This window comes from Desulfovibrio intestinalis, assembly GCF_014202345.1.
GTDB lineage: Bacteria > Desulfobacterota > Desulfovibrionia > Desulfovibrionales > Desulfovibrionaceae > Desulfovibrio > Desulfovibrio intestinalis.
On the sequence record NZ_JACHGO010000002.1, the window covers coordinates 357,482 to 375,630 of the forward strand.

General features: G+C 54.3%; 16 protein-coding genes and 1 riboswitch. Of the genes, 6 read left to right on the plus strand and 10 right to left on the minus strand.

What is annotated here, in order from left to right:
• The first annotated feature begins 13 nt into the window (after positions 1-13).
• The 5 genes from HNQ38_RS04390 (at position 14) to nrdG (ending at position 7,655) form a co-directional block, all read left to right on the plus strand.
• Positions 14-736, plus strand: a complete 723-nt coding sequence (locus tag HNQ38_RS04390) for an ABC transporter ATP-binding protein (protein WP_183718189.1) — start codon at positions 14-16, stop codon at positions 734-736.
• Between the two features lie 234 nt (positions 737-970).
• The gene (locus HNQ38_RS04395; protein ID WP_183718190.1) at positions 971-3,601 is read left to right on the plus strand and encodes a M16 family metallopeptidase; all 2,631 of its coding nucleotides are present in this window, start codon (positions 971-973) and stop codon (positions 3,599-3,601) included.
• A 636-nt stretch (positions 3,602-4,237) separates the two neighbouring features.
• Positions 4,238-4,421, plus strand: a riboswitch (cobalamin riboswitch).
• Between the two features lie 208 nt (positions 4,422-4,629).
• A complete protein-coding gene (locus tag HNQ38_RS04400; RefSeq protein WP_183718191.1) occupies positions 4,630-6,885 on the plus strand; it encodes an anaerobic ribonucleoside triphosphate reductase in 2,256 nt (751 codons plus the stop codon).
• Positions 6,886-6,964: 79 nt separating this feature from the next.
• A complete protein-coding gene (nrdD, locus tag HNQ38_RS04405) occupies positions 6,965-7,135 on the plus strand; it encodes an anaerobic ribonucleoside-triphosphate reductase (RefSeq protein WP_183718192.1) in 171 nt (56 codons plus the stop codon).
• The gene (gene nrdG / locus HNQ38_RS04410; RefSeq protein WP_246387983.1) at positions 7,128-7,655 is read left to right on the plus strand and encodes an anaerobic ribonucleoside-triphosphate reductase activating protein; all 528 of its coding nucleotides are present in this window, start codon (positions 7,128-7,130) and stop codon (positions 7,653-7,655) included. Before nrdD ends, nrdG begins: the two co-directional genes overlap by 8 nt.
• A 276-nt stretch (positions 7,656-7,931) precedes the next feature.
• Here nrdG and HNQ38_RS04415 read toward each other — a convergent pair whose 3' ends face one another.
• From HNQ38_RS04415 to HNQ38_RS04445, 7 genes are all read right to left on the minus strand, one after another.
• Positions 7,932-8,969: a bacteriohemerythrin gene (locus tag HNQ38_RS04415; protein ID WP_183718193.1), complete on the minus strand. Its 1,038-nt coding sequence runs from the start codon at positions 8,967-8,969 to the stop codon at positions 7,932-7,934.
• A 215-nt stretch (positions 8,970-9,184) separates the two neighbouring features.
• Positions 9,185-10,339 carry a cysteine desulfurase NifS gene (gene nifS / locus HNQ38_RS04420; RefSeq protein WP_183718194.1) on the minus strand — a complete coding sequence of 385 codons (1,155 nt, stop codon included), beginning with the start codon at positions 10,337-10,339 and terminating at the stop codon, positions 9,185-9,187.
• Positions 10,340-10,343: 4 nt separating this feature from the next.
• On the minus strand, positions 10,344-11,180 hold the full coding sequence (nifU, locus tag HNQ38_RS04425; RefSeq protein WP_183718195.1) for a Fe-S cluster assembly protein NifU: 837 nt from the start codon (positions 11,178-11,180) through the stop codon (positions 10,344-10,346).
• The gene (locus tag HNQ38_RS04430) at positions 11,164-11,607 is read right to left on the minus strand and encodes an RrF2 family transcriptional regulator (protein ID WP_183718196.1); all 444 of its coding nucleotides are present in this window, start codon (positions 11,605-11,607) and stop codon (positions 11,164-11,166) included. Before HNQ38_RS04430 ends, nifU begins: the two co-directional genes overlap by 17 nt.
• Before the next feature lie 36 nt (positions 11,608-11,643).
• Complete coding sequence (metA, locus tag HNQ38_RS04435) at positions 11,644-12,585, minus strand: homoserine O-acetyltransferase MetA (protein WP_183718197.1); 942 nt, start codon at positions 12,583-12,585, stop codon at positions 11,644-11,646.
• Between the two features lie 193 nt (positions 12,586-12,778).
• A complete protein-coding gene (locus tag HNQ38_RS04440; protein ID WP_183718198.1) occupies positions 12,779-13,501 on the minus strand; it encodes an ATP-binding protein in 723 nt (240 codons plus the stop codon).
• Positions 13,502-13,504: 3 nt separating this feature from the next.
• Positions 13,505-14,161 (minus strand): HAD family hydrolase, encoded by a 657-nt coding sequence (locus HNQ38_RS04445; RefSeq protein ID WP_183718199.1) that lies wholly within the window; start codon positions 14,159-14,161, stop codon positions 13,505-13,507.
• Positions 14,162-14,454: 293 nt separating this feature from the next.
• Between HNQ38_RS04445 and HNQ38_RS04450 the strand changes: the two genes are divergently transcribed.
• Positions 14,455-15,351: a Rossmann-fold NAD(P)-binding domain-containing protein gene (locus HNQ38_RS04450; RefSeq protein WP_183718200.1), complete on the plus strand. Its 897-nt coding sequence runs from the start codon at positions 14,455-14,457 to the stop codon at positions 15,349-15,351.
• A 197-nt stretch (positions 15,352-15,548) separates the two neighbouring features.
• On the opposite strand, the gene HNQ38_RS04455 is transcribed toward HNQ38_RS04450, so the two are convergent.
• The 3 genes from HNQ38_RS04455 to HNQ38_RS04465 are packed head-to-tail and all read right to left on the minus strand — an operon-like array spanning position 15,549 to position 17,856.
• Positions 15,549-16,151 (minus strand): serine/threonine protein kinase, encoded by a 603-nt coding sequence (locus HNQ38_RS04455; protein ID WP_183718201.1) that lies wholly within the window; start codon positions 16,149-16,151, stop codon positions 15,549-15,551.
• Entirely contained in the window at positions 16,133-16,885 is a 753-nt protein-coding gene (gene queC, locus HNQ38_RS04460) for a 7-cyano-7-deazaguanine synthase QueC (protein WP_183718380.1), read from the minus strand. The genes HNQ38_RS04455 and queC overlap by 19 nt, the downstream gene beginning before the upstream one ends.
• Before the next feature lie 26 nt (positions 16,886-16,911).
• Positions 16,912-17,856: a thermonuclease family protein gene (locus tag HNQ38_RS04465; RefSeq protein ID WP_343060087.1), complete on the minus strand. Its 945-nt coding sequence runs from the start codon at positions 17,854-17,856 to the stop codon at positions 16,912-16,914.
• Between the last annotated feature and the right edge of the window lie 293 nt (positions 17,857-18,149).

The following is an 18,149-nucleotide window of genomic DNA, read 5'->3' on the forward strand; positions in this document are numbered from 1 at the left end:
GATATGGTGCAGCATGCTTGAAATTCGTGACCTTCATGTGCGCTACGGCGGCATTCAGGCCGTACAGGGTGTGAGCCTCAAGATACCGCGCGGCAGTATCGTGACGCTCATTGGAGCCAACGGTGCGGGCAAGAGCAGTATCATCCGTTCCATTGCAGGCCTGAACAAAAACGTTACCGGCGAAATTCTGCTGACCAGACACGAAGGCGAAAGCCCGTCATCGCTTATGGGGCTCAAACCCGAGGATATGGTGCGGCGGGGCATTTCGCTTTCGCCCGAAGGGCGGCGCATTCTGCCCCATCTGACGGTGGAAGAAAACCTGATGCTTGGCGCGTATTCCCGCAGTGACCGCAAAGAAATCGCCGATGACATAGAGTGGGTTTATTCGCTTTTTCCGCGCCTCAAAGAGCGTAGCTGGCAGAAGGGCGGCACCCTTTCCGGTGGCGAACAGCAGATGCTGGCCGTTGGCCGGGCGCTTATGAGCCGTCCTGACCTGCTCATGCTTGATGAGCCGTCGCTGGGCTTGGCTCCGCTGCTGGTGCGTGAGATTTTTGAAATCATCCGGCGCATCAATGCTGACGGCAAAACCGTGCTTCTGGTTGAGCAAAACGCCTATGCGGCTCTTTCCGTTGCGCACTATGCCTATATTCTGGAAGTGGGACGCGTGGTTCTGGAAGGCCCGGGCAAGCAGTTGCTGGAAGATCCCAAAGTCAAGGACGCGTACCTGGGCGGCTAGATCGTCGCGTCCTGGTTGCGGAAAACGCGGGAGCAGGGCAGGGCGTCAAGTTGTGAAGTTGATGCTGGTGAGCTTGCTTCGCAGCGCATTGAGAACTATCATTATAAGCGGGGCTGAAAGGTCCCGCTTTTTTTACATCCCTGCAAGGCTTTTCCTTTTGCGGTTCACAGCGAACCGTAAAAATGTGAAAAGCCCGACATCAACAGCGGCCAAGGCCGCAGCGCAGGAGGATTCATGCGGCGTTTCTTTTCTTTTGTAGTTCTGACCCTGATACTGGCTCTGTCGTCGACAGTTTTGGCGGCCAGCGAAAAGGTTCAGAATGATGACCGGACTATTACACGGCTGCCCAATGGGCTTACAGTCTATATTATCAAGGATGCACGTTTTCCCCTTGTAGCCACGCGCCTTTACGTCCGTACTGGTTCAGCCAATGAAAAACCGGAGCAGGCGGGCATAAGTCACCTGCTGGAGCATATGGTTTTCAAAGGCACGGAGCACAGACCCAAGGGCCAGGTTGCCCGTGATGTGGAAGCCCTTGGCGGCTACCTCAACGCGGCCACCAGTTTTGACAAAACCTGGTACATGACTGATATGCCCGCCGCGCACTGGCGCACAGGCATGGATGTGGTAAAGGAAATGGCCTTCCAGCCTTCGCTTGATCCCAAGGAACTGGAATCGGAAAAGGACGTGGTCATCTCCGAACTGGAAGGCGATCAGGATTCTCCCATGAGCAGGCTGTTTGAAAGCCTGCAAACGTCTGCCCTGCAGAATACAGTTTACGGGCGGCCCATCATCGGCTTCAAAGACACCATACGCGCTGTTACGGCAGAAGACCTGCGCGCCTATGTGCGTCATTGGTACCAGCCGCAAAATATGCTGCTTCTCGTAGCGGGCGATGTTGAACCACAGGCGGTTCTGGCCTACAGCCAAAAGCTTTTTGGCGGATTGACCAACAGCGGCGACCTGGCTGAAGCCCAGCCCATAAGTTTGGCTGATGCCTCGGGCGGCCCCCGCGTTGAAGTCATACACGGCCCCTGGAACAAGGTTTACATGGGCATGGCTTTTCCCGTGCCGGGGCTGCGCGATTTGCGGTCTGTTGACCTTGATATCCTTTGCTATCTTTTGGGCGGCGACGGCACCTCAGACCTCTATCGCAAGTTCAAGTACGAAAAGCAGATGGTGGACAACATCAGCATGGGCAACATGAGTCTGGCGCGTGCCGGGCTTGTCTATCTGAGCGCGCAGCTTGATGTGGACAAGGTGGAGCCCTTCTGGCGTGAACTGACCAAGGATATGGCCGCGCTCAAGGCAGGGCAGTTCAAACCCGAAGCCATCGCTCGTGCCCGGTTCAACCTTGAAGACAATATGGACCGCGCTGGCGAAACGCTCAACGGGCTGGCCTCCTGGCTTGGCACTGTGCAGTTTGAGCTGGGCGGCGAGCAGGCTGAAATGAACCTGCGTTTTGCCCAGCGTAATGTGGACACTGCGCAATTGGCGCAGGCTCTGGAACAATGGATTAACCCCCGTCAGGCGCGCGTGCGCGTTCTGGCTCCCGAAGGGGCCAAGTTGCCTGATCTGGAAGCCATACTGCAACAGAACTGGCCCGGCTTGGATGGCGACCATGCGCAGAAGGCCCGCGCCATGAAAGCGGGTGAGCGCGAAGTTCTGCAACTGGGCGCTGGGCGTACCCTCATTCTTTTGCCAGACGCCACTATTCCGTATGTGGCTATAGATATGATGCTGCCCGGCGGCAATGCCATGCTCAAACCTGCTCAACAGGGGCTTGCCGGTCTGACAGCCCGTGCCCTCACCACAGGCAGCGGCAAACTGGATGCTCAGGCAATGGAGCGCTTTTTTGCAGACAGGGCGGCGGCCATTGACGCCAGCGCCGGGCTGCAAAGCTTTGCCCTGTCCATCACTGGCCCGGCTCGTTTCAACGCCGATTATTTTTCAATGCTGACTGAAGTGTTGCGCAGTCCGCGCTTTGAAGAAAAGGAAATACGCCGTGAGGCAGACAGCATGAAGGCCGCTATCCGGCAGCGTGCGGACAGGCCTACGTCTTTCCTTTTCTCACGCCTTAACGGGCTTCTTTTCCCCGGCGGGCAACCCTACGGGTACGACGGGCTAGGCAGCGTGGAAACGCTGGACCGCCTTACCAATAAGGACGTTCGTGCGTTCTGGCAGGAACAGATGGGGCAGCCGTGGGTGCTTTCCGTGGCTGGTGATTTTGACCGTGAAGCTGTGGTGGCCTTTGCCCGCTCCCTGCCCGCACCCAAAACAGATATTCCCGCGCCCGGCGCTCCCACCTGGGGGCAAGACAAAAAGCTCGACCTTCACTTGCCCGGCAGAAACCAGGCCCATGTGCTTCAGGTCTTCAAAGCTGTGCCCGCCACCCATGCGGATGCTCCGGCCCTCATGCTGCTTCAGTCTGTGCTTTCAGGGCAGAGCGGTCTGCTATTCAGCCAGATGCGTGATGTGGAAGGGCTTGGCTATACTGTAACGGCCTTTTACCGCAGTATGCCCGAGGCTGGCATGATGGCCTTCTATATTGGCACCACGCCGGATAAGGTCGAGCAGGCCCAGAAGGGTTTTGCCAAAATTATTGGTGACATCATGACAAAGCCTTTGCCCGTGCCTCTTCTGGAAGCCGGGGCCAACCGCCTGCTTGGCGCATACTACCGTGACAGGCAGAGCCTTGGATCACGCGCCGCAGACGCCGCCAGCGACGCCTTGCTGGGACGCCCCTTCGACTTTGAGCGCCAGCTCATCGAAAAGGCTGCGAAACTGACCCCGGCTCAGGTTCTGGAAGTCGCCAAGAAGTATCTGGGCGAGGCCAATGCCTATGACTTGATACTGCTGCCGTAGTATATTCAGCAGTACATTAGTACATTTTGAACGGGAGATCCCCCGGCAAGCGCCGGGGGATCTTTGCGTGCTGGGTGGAGGAATGGGGTTAGCGGCCAGGCGCGCTCAACCGATCCCCTCACAATGCGGTGGAGCTGATTGCCCCTCCCTGTGCACGGCATGGCGGAGAACGACAGCATTGGGCAGGCAAAAGAGCACATATTTTTTGTTAATAAACTAAGCCTGCTAGCTGCTGTTTAGGCACTGGAGAAGCGGTTTATCTTGCTTGTCAGGAATATTTATTGAAAAAAATGCACCTCGGAAAAGTGGCAGTTAGTGCGGTTTTCCGGCGCTCACATCCGCAAATCCGCATTTCCCAAGGGCTTGATCAACCTTGAAATCCTCTGCCCAGTACGCTAGATTGCACTCTGCACCTAGGGAGTCACCAGCCAACCATAACAGGCTGCGGAACTTTCAATGGCGGTTCCGGCAGATGCATCTTGGGCAGAGTACGGCTCGTGTCCATCGCTTTTTTGCGGTCTTTTTTCGGCCTAAGAAAGGCTTTATAATAAATTTTCTCAATATAAACTGAACTGTTCCTACGAAGCTAGGAAGCCTTTTTTGCCTACCCCGATTGACACGGTGCAGTTCTTTTGAGATTTTCTAGACATTGAAAGCGCCCTTTTGGGGCTTAATAGAGAATCCCGTGAAAAACGGGAGCGGACCCGCCGCCGTAAGTCGGATAAATGCCACCTTTTTACATGTGCCACTGGGCTGACAGCCTGGGAAGGCCAAAAGATGGTCGACAAGCCGGAAGACCTGCTTTCAAACATAATCAACGGCTGCCAGGTATATTCCTGAGCAGACTCAGTATGGGTTGTCGGTACGGGGCCTTTGCCGACCAGTCCATTGCCGGGGAGCTACCTGCTCCCGACTACAGGCATGTCTTTGGGTTACAACCATCGCCCCATATAGGTCATCGGTGTTTTGTTCGTTCGGGTTCCGAACGAACCTTTGTTCACAGTTGTTACGTTTGGGAGTTTTTCTCCATGCCCGCCAGCATTACCAAGCGCGATGGCACGGCAGTGCCTTTTGATTCTGTCAAGATCCTCAACGCCATTACCAAGGCCAATCAGGCCGTTGGTGGTGAGGATATGTCCCCTACCGATCTTTTATTTGTAACGGAAAAAGTCTGCAAAAAACTGGACGCACGCGAGCTGAAGCACGTTGAAGAAATTCAGGACTTGGTTGAAGAAACACTGATTCAGTACGACTACGCCAAGACTGCCAAAGCTTATATTCTGTACCGCGCCGAGCATACGAAGATCCGCAATGCGGAATCGTATCTCATGGATATTTATAAAAAGCTTACGTATTCCCCGGCCATTCACGAAGATATCAAGCGTGAAAATGCCAATATTGACGGTGATACGGCCATGGGCACCATGCTCAAGTATGGCTCCGAAGGCTCCAAGTACTTTATCGACAACTATATTTTGCCCAAGGATGCTTCGTCAGCACATATCAATGGCGATATCCACATTCATGACAAAGATTTCTATATGCTCACGGAAACGTGCTGCCAGATAGATCTTATCCCATTGTTCAAAAACGGATTTTCCACCGGGCACGGCTATCTGCGTGAACCCAACGCCATTGAAAGCTATTCGGCTCTTGCCTGCATAGCCATTCAGGCCAACCAGAATGAAATGCACGGTGGGCAGAGTGTGCCGCACTTTGATTTCGCTATGGCCGAAGGCGTTATCAAGACGTACCGTAAGGAATACGAAAGGGCTTTTACGGCCTTTGTGCGCATTGCCATGCATCTCGAAGCTACGGAAGCTGCTGCCTTTACTGAAAAGTTGCTGGCAAGTGTCGACCTGTGCCCGCGCCTTGGCAATATGGAAGAATTTGGCCGTAAATTGAACGAGGTCATGCCTGCGGAGCAGAAGAGCATGGCAGTAGAAGCCCATGCCTATGCCGCCGAAGAAGCCCTGAAGTACACCGAGCGCCGCTCTTATCAGGCTATGGAAGCTTTTATCCACAACCTGAACACAATGAACTCACGCGCCGGGGCTCAGGTTCCTTTCAGTTCCATCAACTATGGTACTGACACCTCCGCCGAAGGCCGCATGGTGACCAAAAATCTGCTCAAGGCCACCAAGGCTGGTCTTGGCAATGGGGAAACATCCATTTTCCCCGTGCAGATTTTCAAGGTGAAGTCCGGGGTTAACTACAATAAAGAAGACCCCAACTACGACCTCTTCCTCTTGGCCATTGAAGTTTCAGCCATGCGGCTGTTCCCCAACTTCAGCTTTCTGGATGCTCCCTTTAACCTTCAGTACTACAAGCCGGGCGACTACAACTCCGAAGTCGCCTATATGGGCTGCCGCACGCGCGTTCTCGGCAACGTGTACGACAAGGACAGGCAGGTTACCTGCGGGCGCGGCAACCTGAGCTTCACTTCGGTGAACCTTCCGCGGCTGGGGCTTGAAGCCAAGGGCGACGTAAAAAAGTTCTTTGCCCTGCTGGATGACAGGATCGACCTGGTATTTCGTCAGCTCATGCACCGGCTCAAGGTGCAGAGCACCAAGAAGGTGCGTAACTATCCCTTCCTGATGGGTGAAGGGATCTGGCTTGACTCTGAAAAGCTGGGTTGGGACGACTGCATTGAAGAAGTGTTGAAGCACGGCACGCTCAGTATGGGCTTTATCGGCCTGGCTGAAGCGCTCATATCGCTGCTTGGCAAGCACCACGGCGAAAGCGAAGAGTCTCAGAAGCTCGGTCTTGAGATCATCAATCATATGCGCAAGCGCTGCGATGATGAATCGGAAAGTACCGGACTCAACTTCTCGCTCATTGCTACCCCTGCGGAAAGCCTCAGCGGTCGCTTTGTTACGCTGGACAAGGCCAAGTTTGGCAACATTCCCGGTGTTACAGACAAGGATTACTACACAAACTCCTTCCATGTACCCGTGTACTGCCACATCAAGGCCTTCAGAAAAATTGAGATCGAAGCCCCTTACCATGCCATGACCAACGCCGGCCACATTACCTATGTGGAACTGGATGGCGACACGTGCAAGAATCCGGAGGCTTTTGAAAGCATTATCCGCTTCATGCACGACAATGGCGTTGGGTATGGTTCGGTCAACCACCCGCTTGATCGTGATCCTTTGTGCGGCTATGTGGGCGTAATCAACGGTTGTTGCCCACGTTGCGGACGCAAGGAAGGCGAAGGCATCAGCCCCGAACTTCTTGACGAACTGCGCAAAAAGTATCCGCACATTCCCAAGTGGAGCTAAGTTTATTTGCTGTTACGGCGGCCGCTTCGGCGGCCTGCCCTGAACCTAATACTTATTTTTAAGCTCAAGGAGAAAGTCTATGTTGATGAAGTCGCGTTTGTTTGATGAAGTGAAGCCCGCGCAGAAACTGGTGGGACAGGGCATGACTTTTGAGCGCACCCGCCGCATCACCGGTTACCTTGTGGGCACGCTGGACCGCTTCAACAACGCCAAGCGCGCCGAGGAACGCGACCGGGTAAAGCATGCCTGAGGACGCGGCTTCGCAGTCCATGCGTCTGTCCGGTATTGTGGAGGAATCCATAGTAGACGGGCCGGGGCTGCGATATGTGCTTTTTACTCAGGGGTGTCCGCACCATTGTAAAGGGTGCCACAACCCGCAGACACACAGCTTTGATGGCGGTTTTCTATTTACGGCAGAAGACGCGCTTAAGCAGTTTGAAGAAAATCCCCTGCTTGCAGGCGTGACTCTTTCTGGCGGCGAGCCTTTTGCCCAGGCAGCTCCCCTTTGTGTTGTAGCGCAAGGCGTGCAAAGCAAGGGCAAGACTGTGATTACCTACACAGGGTACACATTTGAGGATCTGTGGCAGCGCGCCCAAGGGGACCCCTGGACCGCGCGCCTGCTGGAGCTTACAGATTTGTTGATTGATGGCCCCTATGTGGAAGAGCTTCGCGATCTGGAATTGCTTTTTCGTGGTAGCTCCAATCAACGGCTGCTGAGCAGGCAAGACCGCGAATCTCTTGCAATGTATCTTCAAACGTCCAAAAAGTAGTATTGGCAGTTTAGTCTGCTTGGTCATATCAGCATCAGTAAAAAAGCCCGCCATTTGGCGGGCTTTTTTACTGATGCTCGGTCAATGAAGGCAAAGCAAAAAAATGTCTAGAGCAAATTAACTTTGAAATGTATCGCTTTTCAAAGTTGTCATGCTGCCGGAAAATGCAATTTTCGGCGGAATCCACACCGCGTTGCAGCTTGCTGCGCTCCTGAGCAGCGTTAACGTATGTAATTTTTTCAAAGTTAAAATAGCTCTAGTTCATATGTTCTGGCTTTAGTCCTGTGCAATGTCGTGGCGCTGCGCTACATAGGGAGCAAAACTTACATCCATACCCTGTATGTGTTCAATCAGCCACGTCTTTAAAAATTCAAGCAGGGCCAGATCAACGTCGGCTTTGCCTTCCAAAAGGGCTTCTCTAAAAAGAACGACCTTGTCTTTAAACCGTTGGTGAACTTCGACGTGTTCTTTGGACATGGGGTAGTCGGAGTGCGCAAAGAAAATTTCTTCTGTATTGAAATGAGTGAAGGCGTACCCTGCCAGAGCATCGAGGATTTCGAGAAGAAGGGCAGGGTCCTTGCCCTGGCGAAGGCCATTGTGCAGCCTGTTAATATAGGAAAGCAACAGCTTATGCTGGCCGTCAATAACGGGTACCCCAGTGGAGTAGCTGGCTGACCACTTAAAATACTCGTCTTCCTGCTCGGATTCCGCGTGGCTCAAAGAAGAGCTTTCCTTACCCAGAAAAGCATTTATCTGGTTCAGATAGTTCTCGCAGTATTCCAGCTCCGCAGCGATCTTGTCCAGCCATTGTGTGGTAAGTCCGTCCCGAAGGGGCGTTTGCGCCAATGTCGGGTGTGCTGACACAAGCTTTCGTTCTTGCTCTGCCTGATCTGCGGCCAATCTGTGCAGTTTGCGTGCGGCCTCGCGCAGGCTGTCCTTGGTCATGGCCTGGCCAGACATGGCAATTTTATATTTCTCATGCCATTCAGCGGCATCATGACGGGATTGTTCCATGTCACGGCGGGTCGCAGCAAGTTCTTTGGCGCGCGCTTCCCCGTGGGCAGCCATCAGTTCAGCAAGATAACACAAGGCCCCACAATCGGAGTCGTGGGGCAAATGAAGCGCCCCAGGTTGTTTGAGGCTGTCGCAGATATTTCGAAGAGGTTTGAGCAGGCTTCGGTAAAGGAGAAAAAGTCCGCCAAAGCCGCATGCAAGCCCCGCTATGCCTGCAACATAAGAAAGGGGCGGATAGAGAAGGAGCCCCGCCGCGCCAATAGCGGGGGCAATGGCCAAAAGAAGAAAAAAAGCAGGCATATGGCATCCTTGGGTGATGTCTGCACATGCCATTGGCGAACTTGCCGGAAGGCACGGGCTTTGTAGGCATATTCGGGGGAGGGCGCCGCCAAAGGCAAGGCACACGGCTGCATGGCTGTACAAAGCCTCAAGAATTGCCCCGCCGTGGCCAAAGGTCAACGCCACGGCGGGTATCAATATCAATGCAGACGGACGAACTGGTCAGGCTGACGCGTCTAGTCCTTGAAAGGCGAAATGGCTCTGAGGGTTTCAATGACCTGGGGAAAATGCTCGATCACAAAATCTACATCTTCATCGGTCGTGTACCGTGAAAGCGAAAGGCGAACGGATCCGTGAGCATAGTTGAAGGGCACGCCCATAGCTCGCAGAACGTGTGAAGGTTCAAGGCTGCCCGATGTACAGGCCGAACCTGAGCTGGCACAGATGCCCAGCCTGTCAAGCATAAGCAGAATAGCTTCGCCTTCAACATTCTTGAACGAGATGTTGGAGGTATTGGGCAGGCGGTTTTCAATATCACCATTGACCATAGAGTCGGGGATGCGCTCAAGAATGCCTGCTTCCAGCTTGTCGCGCAGCAAGGCTACCTGCACGCGTTCTTCCTGCATATGGTCGAGAGCCAGCTGTGCGGCAACGCCCATACCGATGATGTAGGGCACGTTTTCTGTTCCGGCCCTGCGCCCACGTTCTTGATGTCCGCCACGCAGGAAGGGACGGAACCGCACGCCCTTACGGATGTAAAGAGCACCGATGCCCTTGGGAGCATGCAGCTTGTGGCCGGAAAGGGACAGCATGTCCACAGGCAGATGGCTGAGGTCGATAGGCGTCTTGCCTACGGTCTGCACGGCATCAGTGTGGAAAAGTATGCCCTTTTCGTGCGCCATTTCTGACATGCGCTGAATGGGATAGATGTTTCCTACTTCGTTGTTGGCAAACATGATGGAGACGAGGGCAGTGTCTTCAGACAAAGCCTGGGCGTACTCATCCATGTCCAGCCTGCCCTTGTTGTCCACTCCAAGGTAGGTAACGCGATAGCCGTGTCGTTCCCAGTGCTGTATGACATTGAGCACAGCGGGGTGTTCCACGCGGGTGGTAATAAGGTGGCGTTTTTCCGGCTGCGTCTGAACAGCCGACCAGATGGCGGCATTGTCGCTTTCAGACCCGCAGGAGGTAAACAGTATCTCGTCCGGGCTGGCGCCCAGAAGGTTCGCCAGATTTTCCCTGGCGGCTTCCACGGCGTCGCCCACCTGCCCACCAAAGGTGTGCATGCTGGAAGGGTTGCCGTAAAGATCTGAAAGGTAGGGCACTATGGCGTCCCGAACTTCAGGGGCAACCGCCGTGGTGGCATTATTGTCAAGATAGATAGTTTTCATGGCCCTATGCCTCCTCGACCACAATGTCCGGTTCCACATGTTCACGCAGGAGGCGCTGCACCAGGTCACGGATGGTCACATCGCTGGACCGGCATTGCGCGCAGCGTCCGCGCAGGGATACCACCACACGCAGGCCATCCACATCCACCAGTTCTATGTCACCGCCGTCAGCGGCAAGAAGGGGACGAATTTCTTCTTCAATGGTCTTGAGCACCAGTTGCATGCGCTGCACGTTTGTCAGGCGCTGCTTGGGCTTCAGTTCCACAAAAGACGTCTGCTTGAGTTCAGCCGCCAGAATTTCGCCAATTTCATCCAGGCATTCGCCGCAAGCGCCGCCGGCCTTGGTGTAGTTTGTGACTTCTTCAACGGTCTTGAGCCCGTTTTCGCGGATGGCGCGAATGATCTGGGCATCGGTTACGCCGAAACACTTACAGACAAGCTTGCCTTCTTCATGAGCGTGCGGCACCGGAGGCTCGCCCTTCCACTGGCGAATTGCAGCTTCCAGAGCTTCCTGCCCCATGACGGAGCAGTGCATCTTCTGCTTGGGCAGCCCGCCGAGGGAGTTGGCGATGTCCTTGTTGCTGATCTTGAGGGCGTCTTCAACGTGCATGCCCTTGATCATGTCCGTAAGTACGGAACTGGAGGCAATGGCGCTGGCGCAGCCAAAGGTTTCAAAGGTAGCGTCTTCAATAATGCCCTGTTCGCTGATCTTGAGGTAAAGCTTGAGGGCGTCGCCGCAGGCCAGACTGCCCACTTCGCCAATGGCGTTGGCTCCTTCCAGCGGCCCCACGTTGTGCGGACGGAGAAAATGGTCATGTACGGCTTCAGTGTAGTTCCACATAATTGCCTCCCGAAGCGGAGTGCTTCTCTGTATCTATGATTTCTTGCAGCGTTCTTTGTTGCAGAAAGCTGCGGATATGTCCGTCCAGTTCACTCCAGAAGCCGCGCGTTGAACAATGCTTTTCCCGCAGGCAGGAACGGCCTTTGCTCAAGCAGCGCACTGGAGATATTTCGCCCTCAAGGTGCTGAAAAACTTCTTCCATATTGATATCTGCCGGAGCTTTCGCCAGGGCGTAGCCTCCGCCTGAACCGCGCACTGCCCTCAGTATGCCCATCGGGCGCAAAGCCCGGACAATCTGCTCCAGATAGCCCGAAGAAATGCTTTCTTCGCGAGCCACTTGCCCCAATTGCAAAAGGCTGCCCTGAGGCTGGGCTGCCAGCCGCAATAGAAAACGCAATCCATAACGGGTTCTGGTTGAAAATCGCATAGGCTCCTCGTCTCCGGCAAGCGGTCGGTTTGGTTATTACAAGGGCCGCCCTTCGCGGTTCCTGGTAATGGCTGTGAGGCTGAATGGAGTTTCCTGGTACACATAATAGTTAAGCCAGTTACAATAGAACAAATGTGCGTGCGCACGCCAGTTCATATGCGGCATGACAGAGGCATCATCGTTCGGATAGTAATGCTCAGGCACATCCGGGTTCAGACCCCGGTCAACATCGCGGCGATATTCAGCATCCAACGTGCCCCGATCATACTCCAGATGGCCTGTCATGAAAACTTGCGAATGATCAATGCTTTCCAAAAGAGTTACCCCTGCCTGCGCGGACTGGGCCAGCATGCGCAGGCGGGATTCTTCAAGAATGCTCTGGGCGCGCACTTCGGTGTTTCGCGAGTGCGGGGCTGTGAACGTGTCGTCAAAACCTTGAAAAAGGCGGCAACCCGACTGTAAAATGTCGTGCTCATAGATGCCGGAAAGCTTACGTGAAAGGCTGAATTTGGGTATCCCGTAAAAATGGTACAGGGCCGCCTGGGCAGCCCAGCAAATGTATAGGGTCGAATAGACGTGGTTGGCCGCGTAATTCATGATATCAAGCAGTTCGTGCCAATAATCCACATCTTCAAAGGGCAGGTGCTCCACAGGCGCGCCCGTTACTATCATGCCGTCAAAACTGTCGTGCCGTATCTCGCTGAACGTTTTATAAAAACGTTCAAGGTGCCGTGCCGGAGTATTTTTGGACTCGTGCGCCTCGGTACGCAGCAGGGTAATGTTGACCTGGAGCGGCGAGTTGCTCAAGAGCCGCAACAGTTGGGTTTCTGTTGCGATCTTGGTAGGCATAAGGTTGACGATAGCTATTTCGAGAGGGCGGATGTCCTGCATTACTGCACGGTCTTCGGTCATCACGAAGATATTTTCGTTTTCGAGAGCTGCGCAGGCGGGCAAATCCGCCGGGATCTTGATAGGCATGTCCTCTTCCTTGACCCTGAAGTTGTTATGCAGGCAGCAGTTCTTGCAAACTATGCGCTTTGTTCAATGCTGGTTTCCTGTATAACATAAACTATGTCGGGATACCGCTTAAAACATAGCAATTAGATATGTTTTGTCAAGATGCTGTGCCCGCTATTGTTTTCACAGATAGCAGAAATATTGATCCTTGGTGCTAAACCGTAACCACATGGCATTCCATCTGCAGATCGCTTTGCGCGTCTTTCAGGGCTTGCTGAACCAGCCTTTCAAGACCGCCACAGCACGGCACGCTCATGCGCAGCACTGTCAGTTTTGCTATCTGCCCCGACTTTATGATGGCCGTAAGTTTTTCCAGCAAGGCCGCATTGTCTTCAAGTTTGGGGCAGGCAATAATGGGAATGCGGCCTGCAATCCAGTCTTTGTGCAGATTGGGCAGGGCAAAGCCAGCACAATGAGCTGCCAACAGTACATGGGCTCCTTTAAGGAAGGGAGCCGTGGGCGGCACAAGCCGCAACTGAATGGGCCATGAAGGCAGCTCAACGGCTAAACCCGGGTTGCTGGCTACTGCGCCGGGCGACAGGGGTTTGAGGGCACGCGCCATGCTGCCGGGGCAACCGCCGCCTGATTTGTGCGGCATGCCGTGGGGGCTACAGCCTCCAATGGGCTTGCCGTGTCCTTCACGTTCAGCCTTGGCAGTCAGGGCAGCCTCTTCATCAAAGTCGTCTGCCTCACGTTCAATAAGCTGCAATGCGCCTTCAGGACAATTCAGGCAAGCTCCCAACCCGTCACAGTAAGAATCTTTAATGAGTTTGGCTTTGCCGTCAACTATAGCCAATGCGCCTTCGGCACAGTCCAGTATGCACTGGCCGCAGCCGTTACACTTGTCTTCGTCAATCTGAATTATAAGACGTTTCATACACTACGCCTCTTCTGCCAGTTTTGGCAATTGTGATGGTGTGTCAATTATATGGTCGGCCCCGGCCTGACGCAGTTCATCTGCGCCGCGGAATCCCCAGGCTACGCCTACTGAAATCACGCCAGCGTTACGTGCAGTCAGAACATCCACATCGCTGTCGCCCACATACAGGGTTTGTGCAGCAGATGTATTCATTGTTTTCATCATGTCCAGAAGGGCATGGGGCTGGGGCTTCAAGGGCACGTCTTTTCTCGCGCCACGAACCAGTGTGAAGGGTATGGCGGAAAAGTAGCGCTGAACGATTTCCAGGGTATGCTCTTCGGGCTTGTTGGAAAGGATAGCCAGAGGGTGCCCCGCTGCAGACAGCTTTTCCAGGGCGGGAATCACGCCGTCGTAAGGGCGCGTGCAATCGTACATATGGAGGCCATAGTACTGGCGCGCCTCTTCAACCAGCTGCGCCTTGGTCTGATCGTCCAGCGCAGCGTCAGCGGGCAAGGTAGCGCGAACAAGCTTGCCAAAGCCGTTCCCCACGAAATGCCTGTACTTCGGCAAGGGGTGTGTGGGATAGCCATGTTTTTCCAGTATGGCGTTGCAGGCATTGCCTATGTCAGCAAGAGAATCGAGCAGAGTGCCGTCAAGGTCAAAGAAAAAGGCTTTCATCAAAACTCCCGTTGGTCCTTGGTAACAAGAAAGATTTCACAAGGATTCTGTAAGACAGTGTAGCGGATAAGCAGTACAAGTCACAAGTCTGCATCCGGGTAAAAAGCATCTGCGCTGTTTGTGGCACAGGGCATTGTTTCAAACAGGTCCGTTGAGGCCAGACTGTTTTTGTACAAATGCTTTGCTTATGGTGTCAAATGGTTGCGCCGTACTTCTGGACAGAGGCATATCGCCTTGATAGAGTCTTAGCACTAGGGTGAACTAACGTATGTGACCTTCGTCACGGAGGATCTATGGCACGACATATTCTGACCATCAAAAGTTTGGGAGAAAAGGCGTCCTGGCTGCTTGTGCAACAGGCAATGGGCATGCCAGAGGCCAAAACGCACACCAATTTTATGGCGGATCGGGTGGCAGTGCTTTTATTTGCCGATAATTCGCTGCCTGAAAGGCTTTGCGTATCTGCTGCCGTGCGTCAAATGGGCGGGTCTGTGGTTTATGAAGGCAGCCGCACTGTTTGGCGCAAAGAATTGGCGGCTTTTCGTGAACAGCTTATGCCAATCTTTAGCTACTACGTCGACTGCCTCTATACGCATGGACTGACTGTAAGTTCCTGGGATCCGGCCCGTCTTGACCTTCGTTTTCCGATAATCAATGCGGGCAGCCCTGATGCGCACCCTGCGCATGCTCTGGCCGACATTGCCTGCATGCTGCGTAACTCACGGGATCTTCGCGGCGTAACCTGCGCATGGCTTGGCTGCCTCAACGGCACTTTACACTCTTTGATTGAAGCCACAGCATGGTTTCCCTTTGCTCTGCGTGTGGCTCTGCCGGAGCATGTGGACGCTGCTCCTCTTAAAGCGGAAGCGGCCCGGTTGGGAACAAATATCACCTTCGTGGATACGCCGGATGAAGCGGTAAAGGGCGCCGATTATCTTTTGGTCGGCTGCCGCGGCGGCATTACCGCTGAAGAATATGAAGACTGGAGCGTAAGCGAAGAGCTGCTGGCCAAGGCAAAACCGCACGCAAGGGTCATGCTCTGCGCGGCGCCCGCCGATGCCATCATGGTAGGAAGCAATATTTTGCGCAACAACAAAACATCCTTGCTGGCGCAACAGTCTGAATACCGCCTGCGTGTGCATAAACGCATGTTGCATTGGGCGTTTTTGGATAACGAAGACGATATGTAAAAATCGAAACGCCCGTAAGAACGGGCGTTTCTGTTGTATACTGAAAAATTTGAAACAGATGAATTTTGAGGATATGCATCCTCGTAGTTCAAGGCATGCCAGCCACGGCATTTACCCCCGCAAAAGAACAGCGCTTACGCTTCCTTGCCGGACGTCTGCCAACACAGTCGCCCAAATTCTTTCAACGTAAAAATGCTCTAGTCTGCCAGTATTTCGTATTGTTCCAGTTTGTCCCACACTGCGCTGATAAGCATGGCCATTACGGCTGTCAGCCGGGCCTTGGATTGATCGTCCAGCGGCGAGGCTTCACCCCGCACTCTGGCAGTCTCTACCGCAAGGCGCTGACAAAAAAGTTCCGGGCACTGTGATTGCTCACTCTGCGCCAGCAAGGGCATATACTGGGCAAAGGGCCCATCAACAAAGGCTTCCAGGCCAGAGGGCAGGCCGTCCGTTTTTTCTGCAGATGCAGATTCCGATGCAGGCGGTGCCTCCTGATTTACAGGCTTGGCCGGATCTGTGGGCTGCGCTTTGGCGGCATTCTGCAAAAGATTGCCTGTTTGGCGCAGATAGCCCATCAAAACACTGTTGGGGGCGTACTGCATGAGCCCTGCCGTGACCACCGCATGGGTGAAGGCGCGCCATTCTGAACAAAAGCAGATGGCTCCCGCTCCTTCAAGATAGACTGGCGGCAACTGGGCGCTGTGCGCCAGGCGCACCATACCCTCTGCATCAGTATTGATGGAAAAAAGAATGCAGGCGGCTTCAATGCCCTGTGCGGCGCTCAATTGTTTTTTGGACATGACTCTTCACTTTCTTGAAGGAGGGGCGTCATATATTCGGCGTACCCGGCTGCCCGCAAACGGCAGGCAGGGCACTGGCCACAACCATAGCCCCAGGCGTGGCGGTTGCCGCGCTGGCCCGCATAGCAGGTGTGGCTTTCCTCAACAATCAGATCTACAAGCGCCGGGCCGCCCAAGCTGCGGGCGAGAGTCCAGGCGTCTTTTTTGCTGCGCCACATAAGAGGCGTGTGCAAAACGAAGTTCGCAGCCATTCCCGTATTAAGGGCTACCTGCATGGCCTTGATGCTGTCGTCACGGCAGTCGGGGTAGCCGGAATAATCGCTCTGGCACACGCCCAGCACCATATGCCGTATGTTCTGCCCATACGCCCAGGCTGCCGCGTGCAAAATAAAGATGAGGTTTCGTCCGGGCACAAAGGTGTTTGGAAGGCCCTCAGGACCGTTTTCTTCAATAGGAGCAGTGGAGGTGAGTGCCGTATTGGCAAGCTGGCGAAAAAGATCAATGTCCAGCAGACAATCCGGGCCGAGACGTTGTTGCCACTGCGGATTCATGGCTGCCATTTTCTGGCGGATATTTTCACGGCAGGCCAATTCGACGGAATGGCGCTGCCCGTAATCAAAGCCAAGGGTGCGCACGCAGCCAAACCTGTCCAAGGCCCAGGCCAGGCACGTTGCAGAATCCTGACCGCCGGAAAAAATTACCAGAGCTGTTTGCTCTGCCAAGGGACTGAGCATGGCCTCGTTTTGGCGGGAGCACGCGTTCATGGCGTCACCGGCCAGAAAGGACAAACCCGTGCAGGTGCATAGCCCGCCATAAAGGCGTCCATCAAGTTGCCAAAATATACGCGGTTTCTTGGCCGTATGCTCTGCGCTTCTGCGCAGTCAGCGGGGAAGAAGCGCAAAGACTCCTTGTTGCCAAGGTAGTTGTTCTTGGCGACAGGCTGCGAAAGCAAGAAGCCCCACATGCCACGGCGTTCGGCAATAGCCTCGTGCTGCAAATTGCGCAGGCGTTCCTGCAACTGAGGGCTCAGGTCGCGGTGTGGATAGAAATAGGCCGCACCGTTGCGTACCATAATTTCATTCAGCGAACTGCCGTCTGGCAGCAAAACTTCGGCCAGAATACGGCCATGTATGTCACGGTGCTTAACGCCTGCCTGAAGAAGCATCACCTGCTGTCCCTGCGTCAAATCTGTAAGCTGGCCTCTGGCTTCACGCGCAAAAAGCTGGCCCTTTCGGTCGCCCTTGGACAGCTCGGGAGCGTCAATGCCCGCCAGACGCACTATACGTCTGTCTGTAAGCTTGAAGGTGTCGCCGTCAAAGCAATGCGCCACGAAACCAAGTGGTTGCGGCAGGGGCGGGGCCTTTGGGGGCAGATCAGAAGGATCAAAAAAAGCCGGATCGTCTTCGGGCCCGGGCGGAGGCGGAGGAGGCGGCGGAAAATCGGGGGGTGGCATATCAGCTGGTGCTTCGGGAACAGGAATATTAGCTTCAGCCCCATCAGTAAGCACTGCCGTGGTGTCTCGGGACGCCGTACTCGCGCTGTCGCCTTCTGTGTTCACCACAGGCCGCTCGGCGGCAACCTGCTCGGAAGCTTGGGCATTTGCGCCGAAGCTCAGGAAAGGCAGAAGAGCCAGCAGACAAAGAAGGCCAAAGAACTTGGGCGCACTGTGCAGCCGCCCGAATCTGCGCAAAACTGACACAACCACTATGGTATCCTGCTGCATGAGTGAAAAAAGTAGCGGGTTAGATCCGCCCCTCAAACTGTTTTGTACCGGAAGTAAAACGGTCTCAGTGTACTGTCAACGCTTCTAAAACGGACAAACTTTGAAATGCTTTACATTCCAAAGTTATCATTTTGCCAAAAAATACAGTTTGAGGCAAACTTTACGCCGCGCTGCGGCGTGCTGCATCCTTGTATTGCATTAGGGCATTCAAATTTTTTCAAAGGTAAAATGCTCTAACATCAGAGCGGCCTGGCCTTGAAAAGACCAAGCCGCTC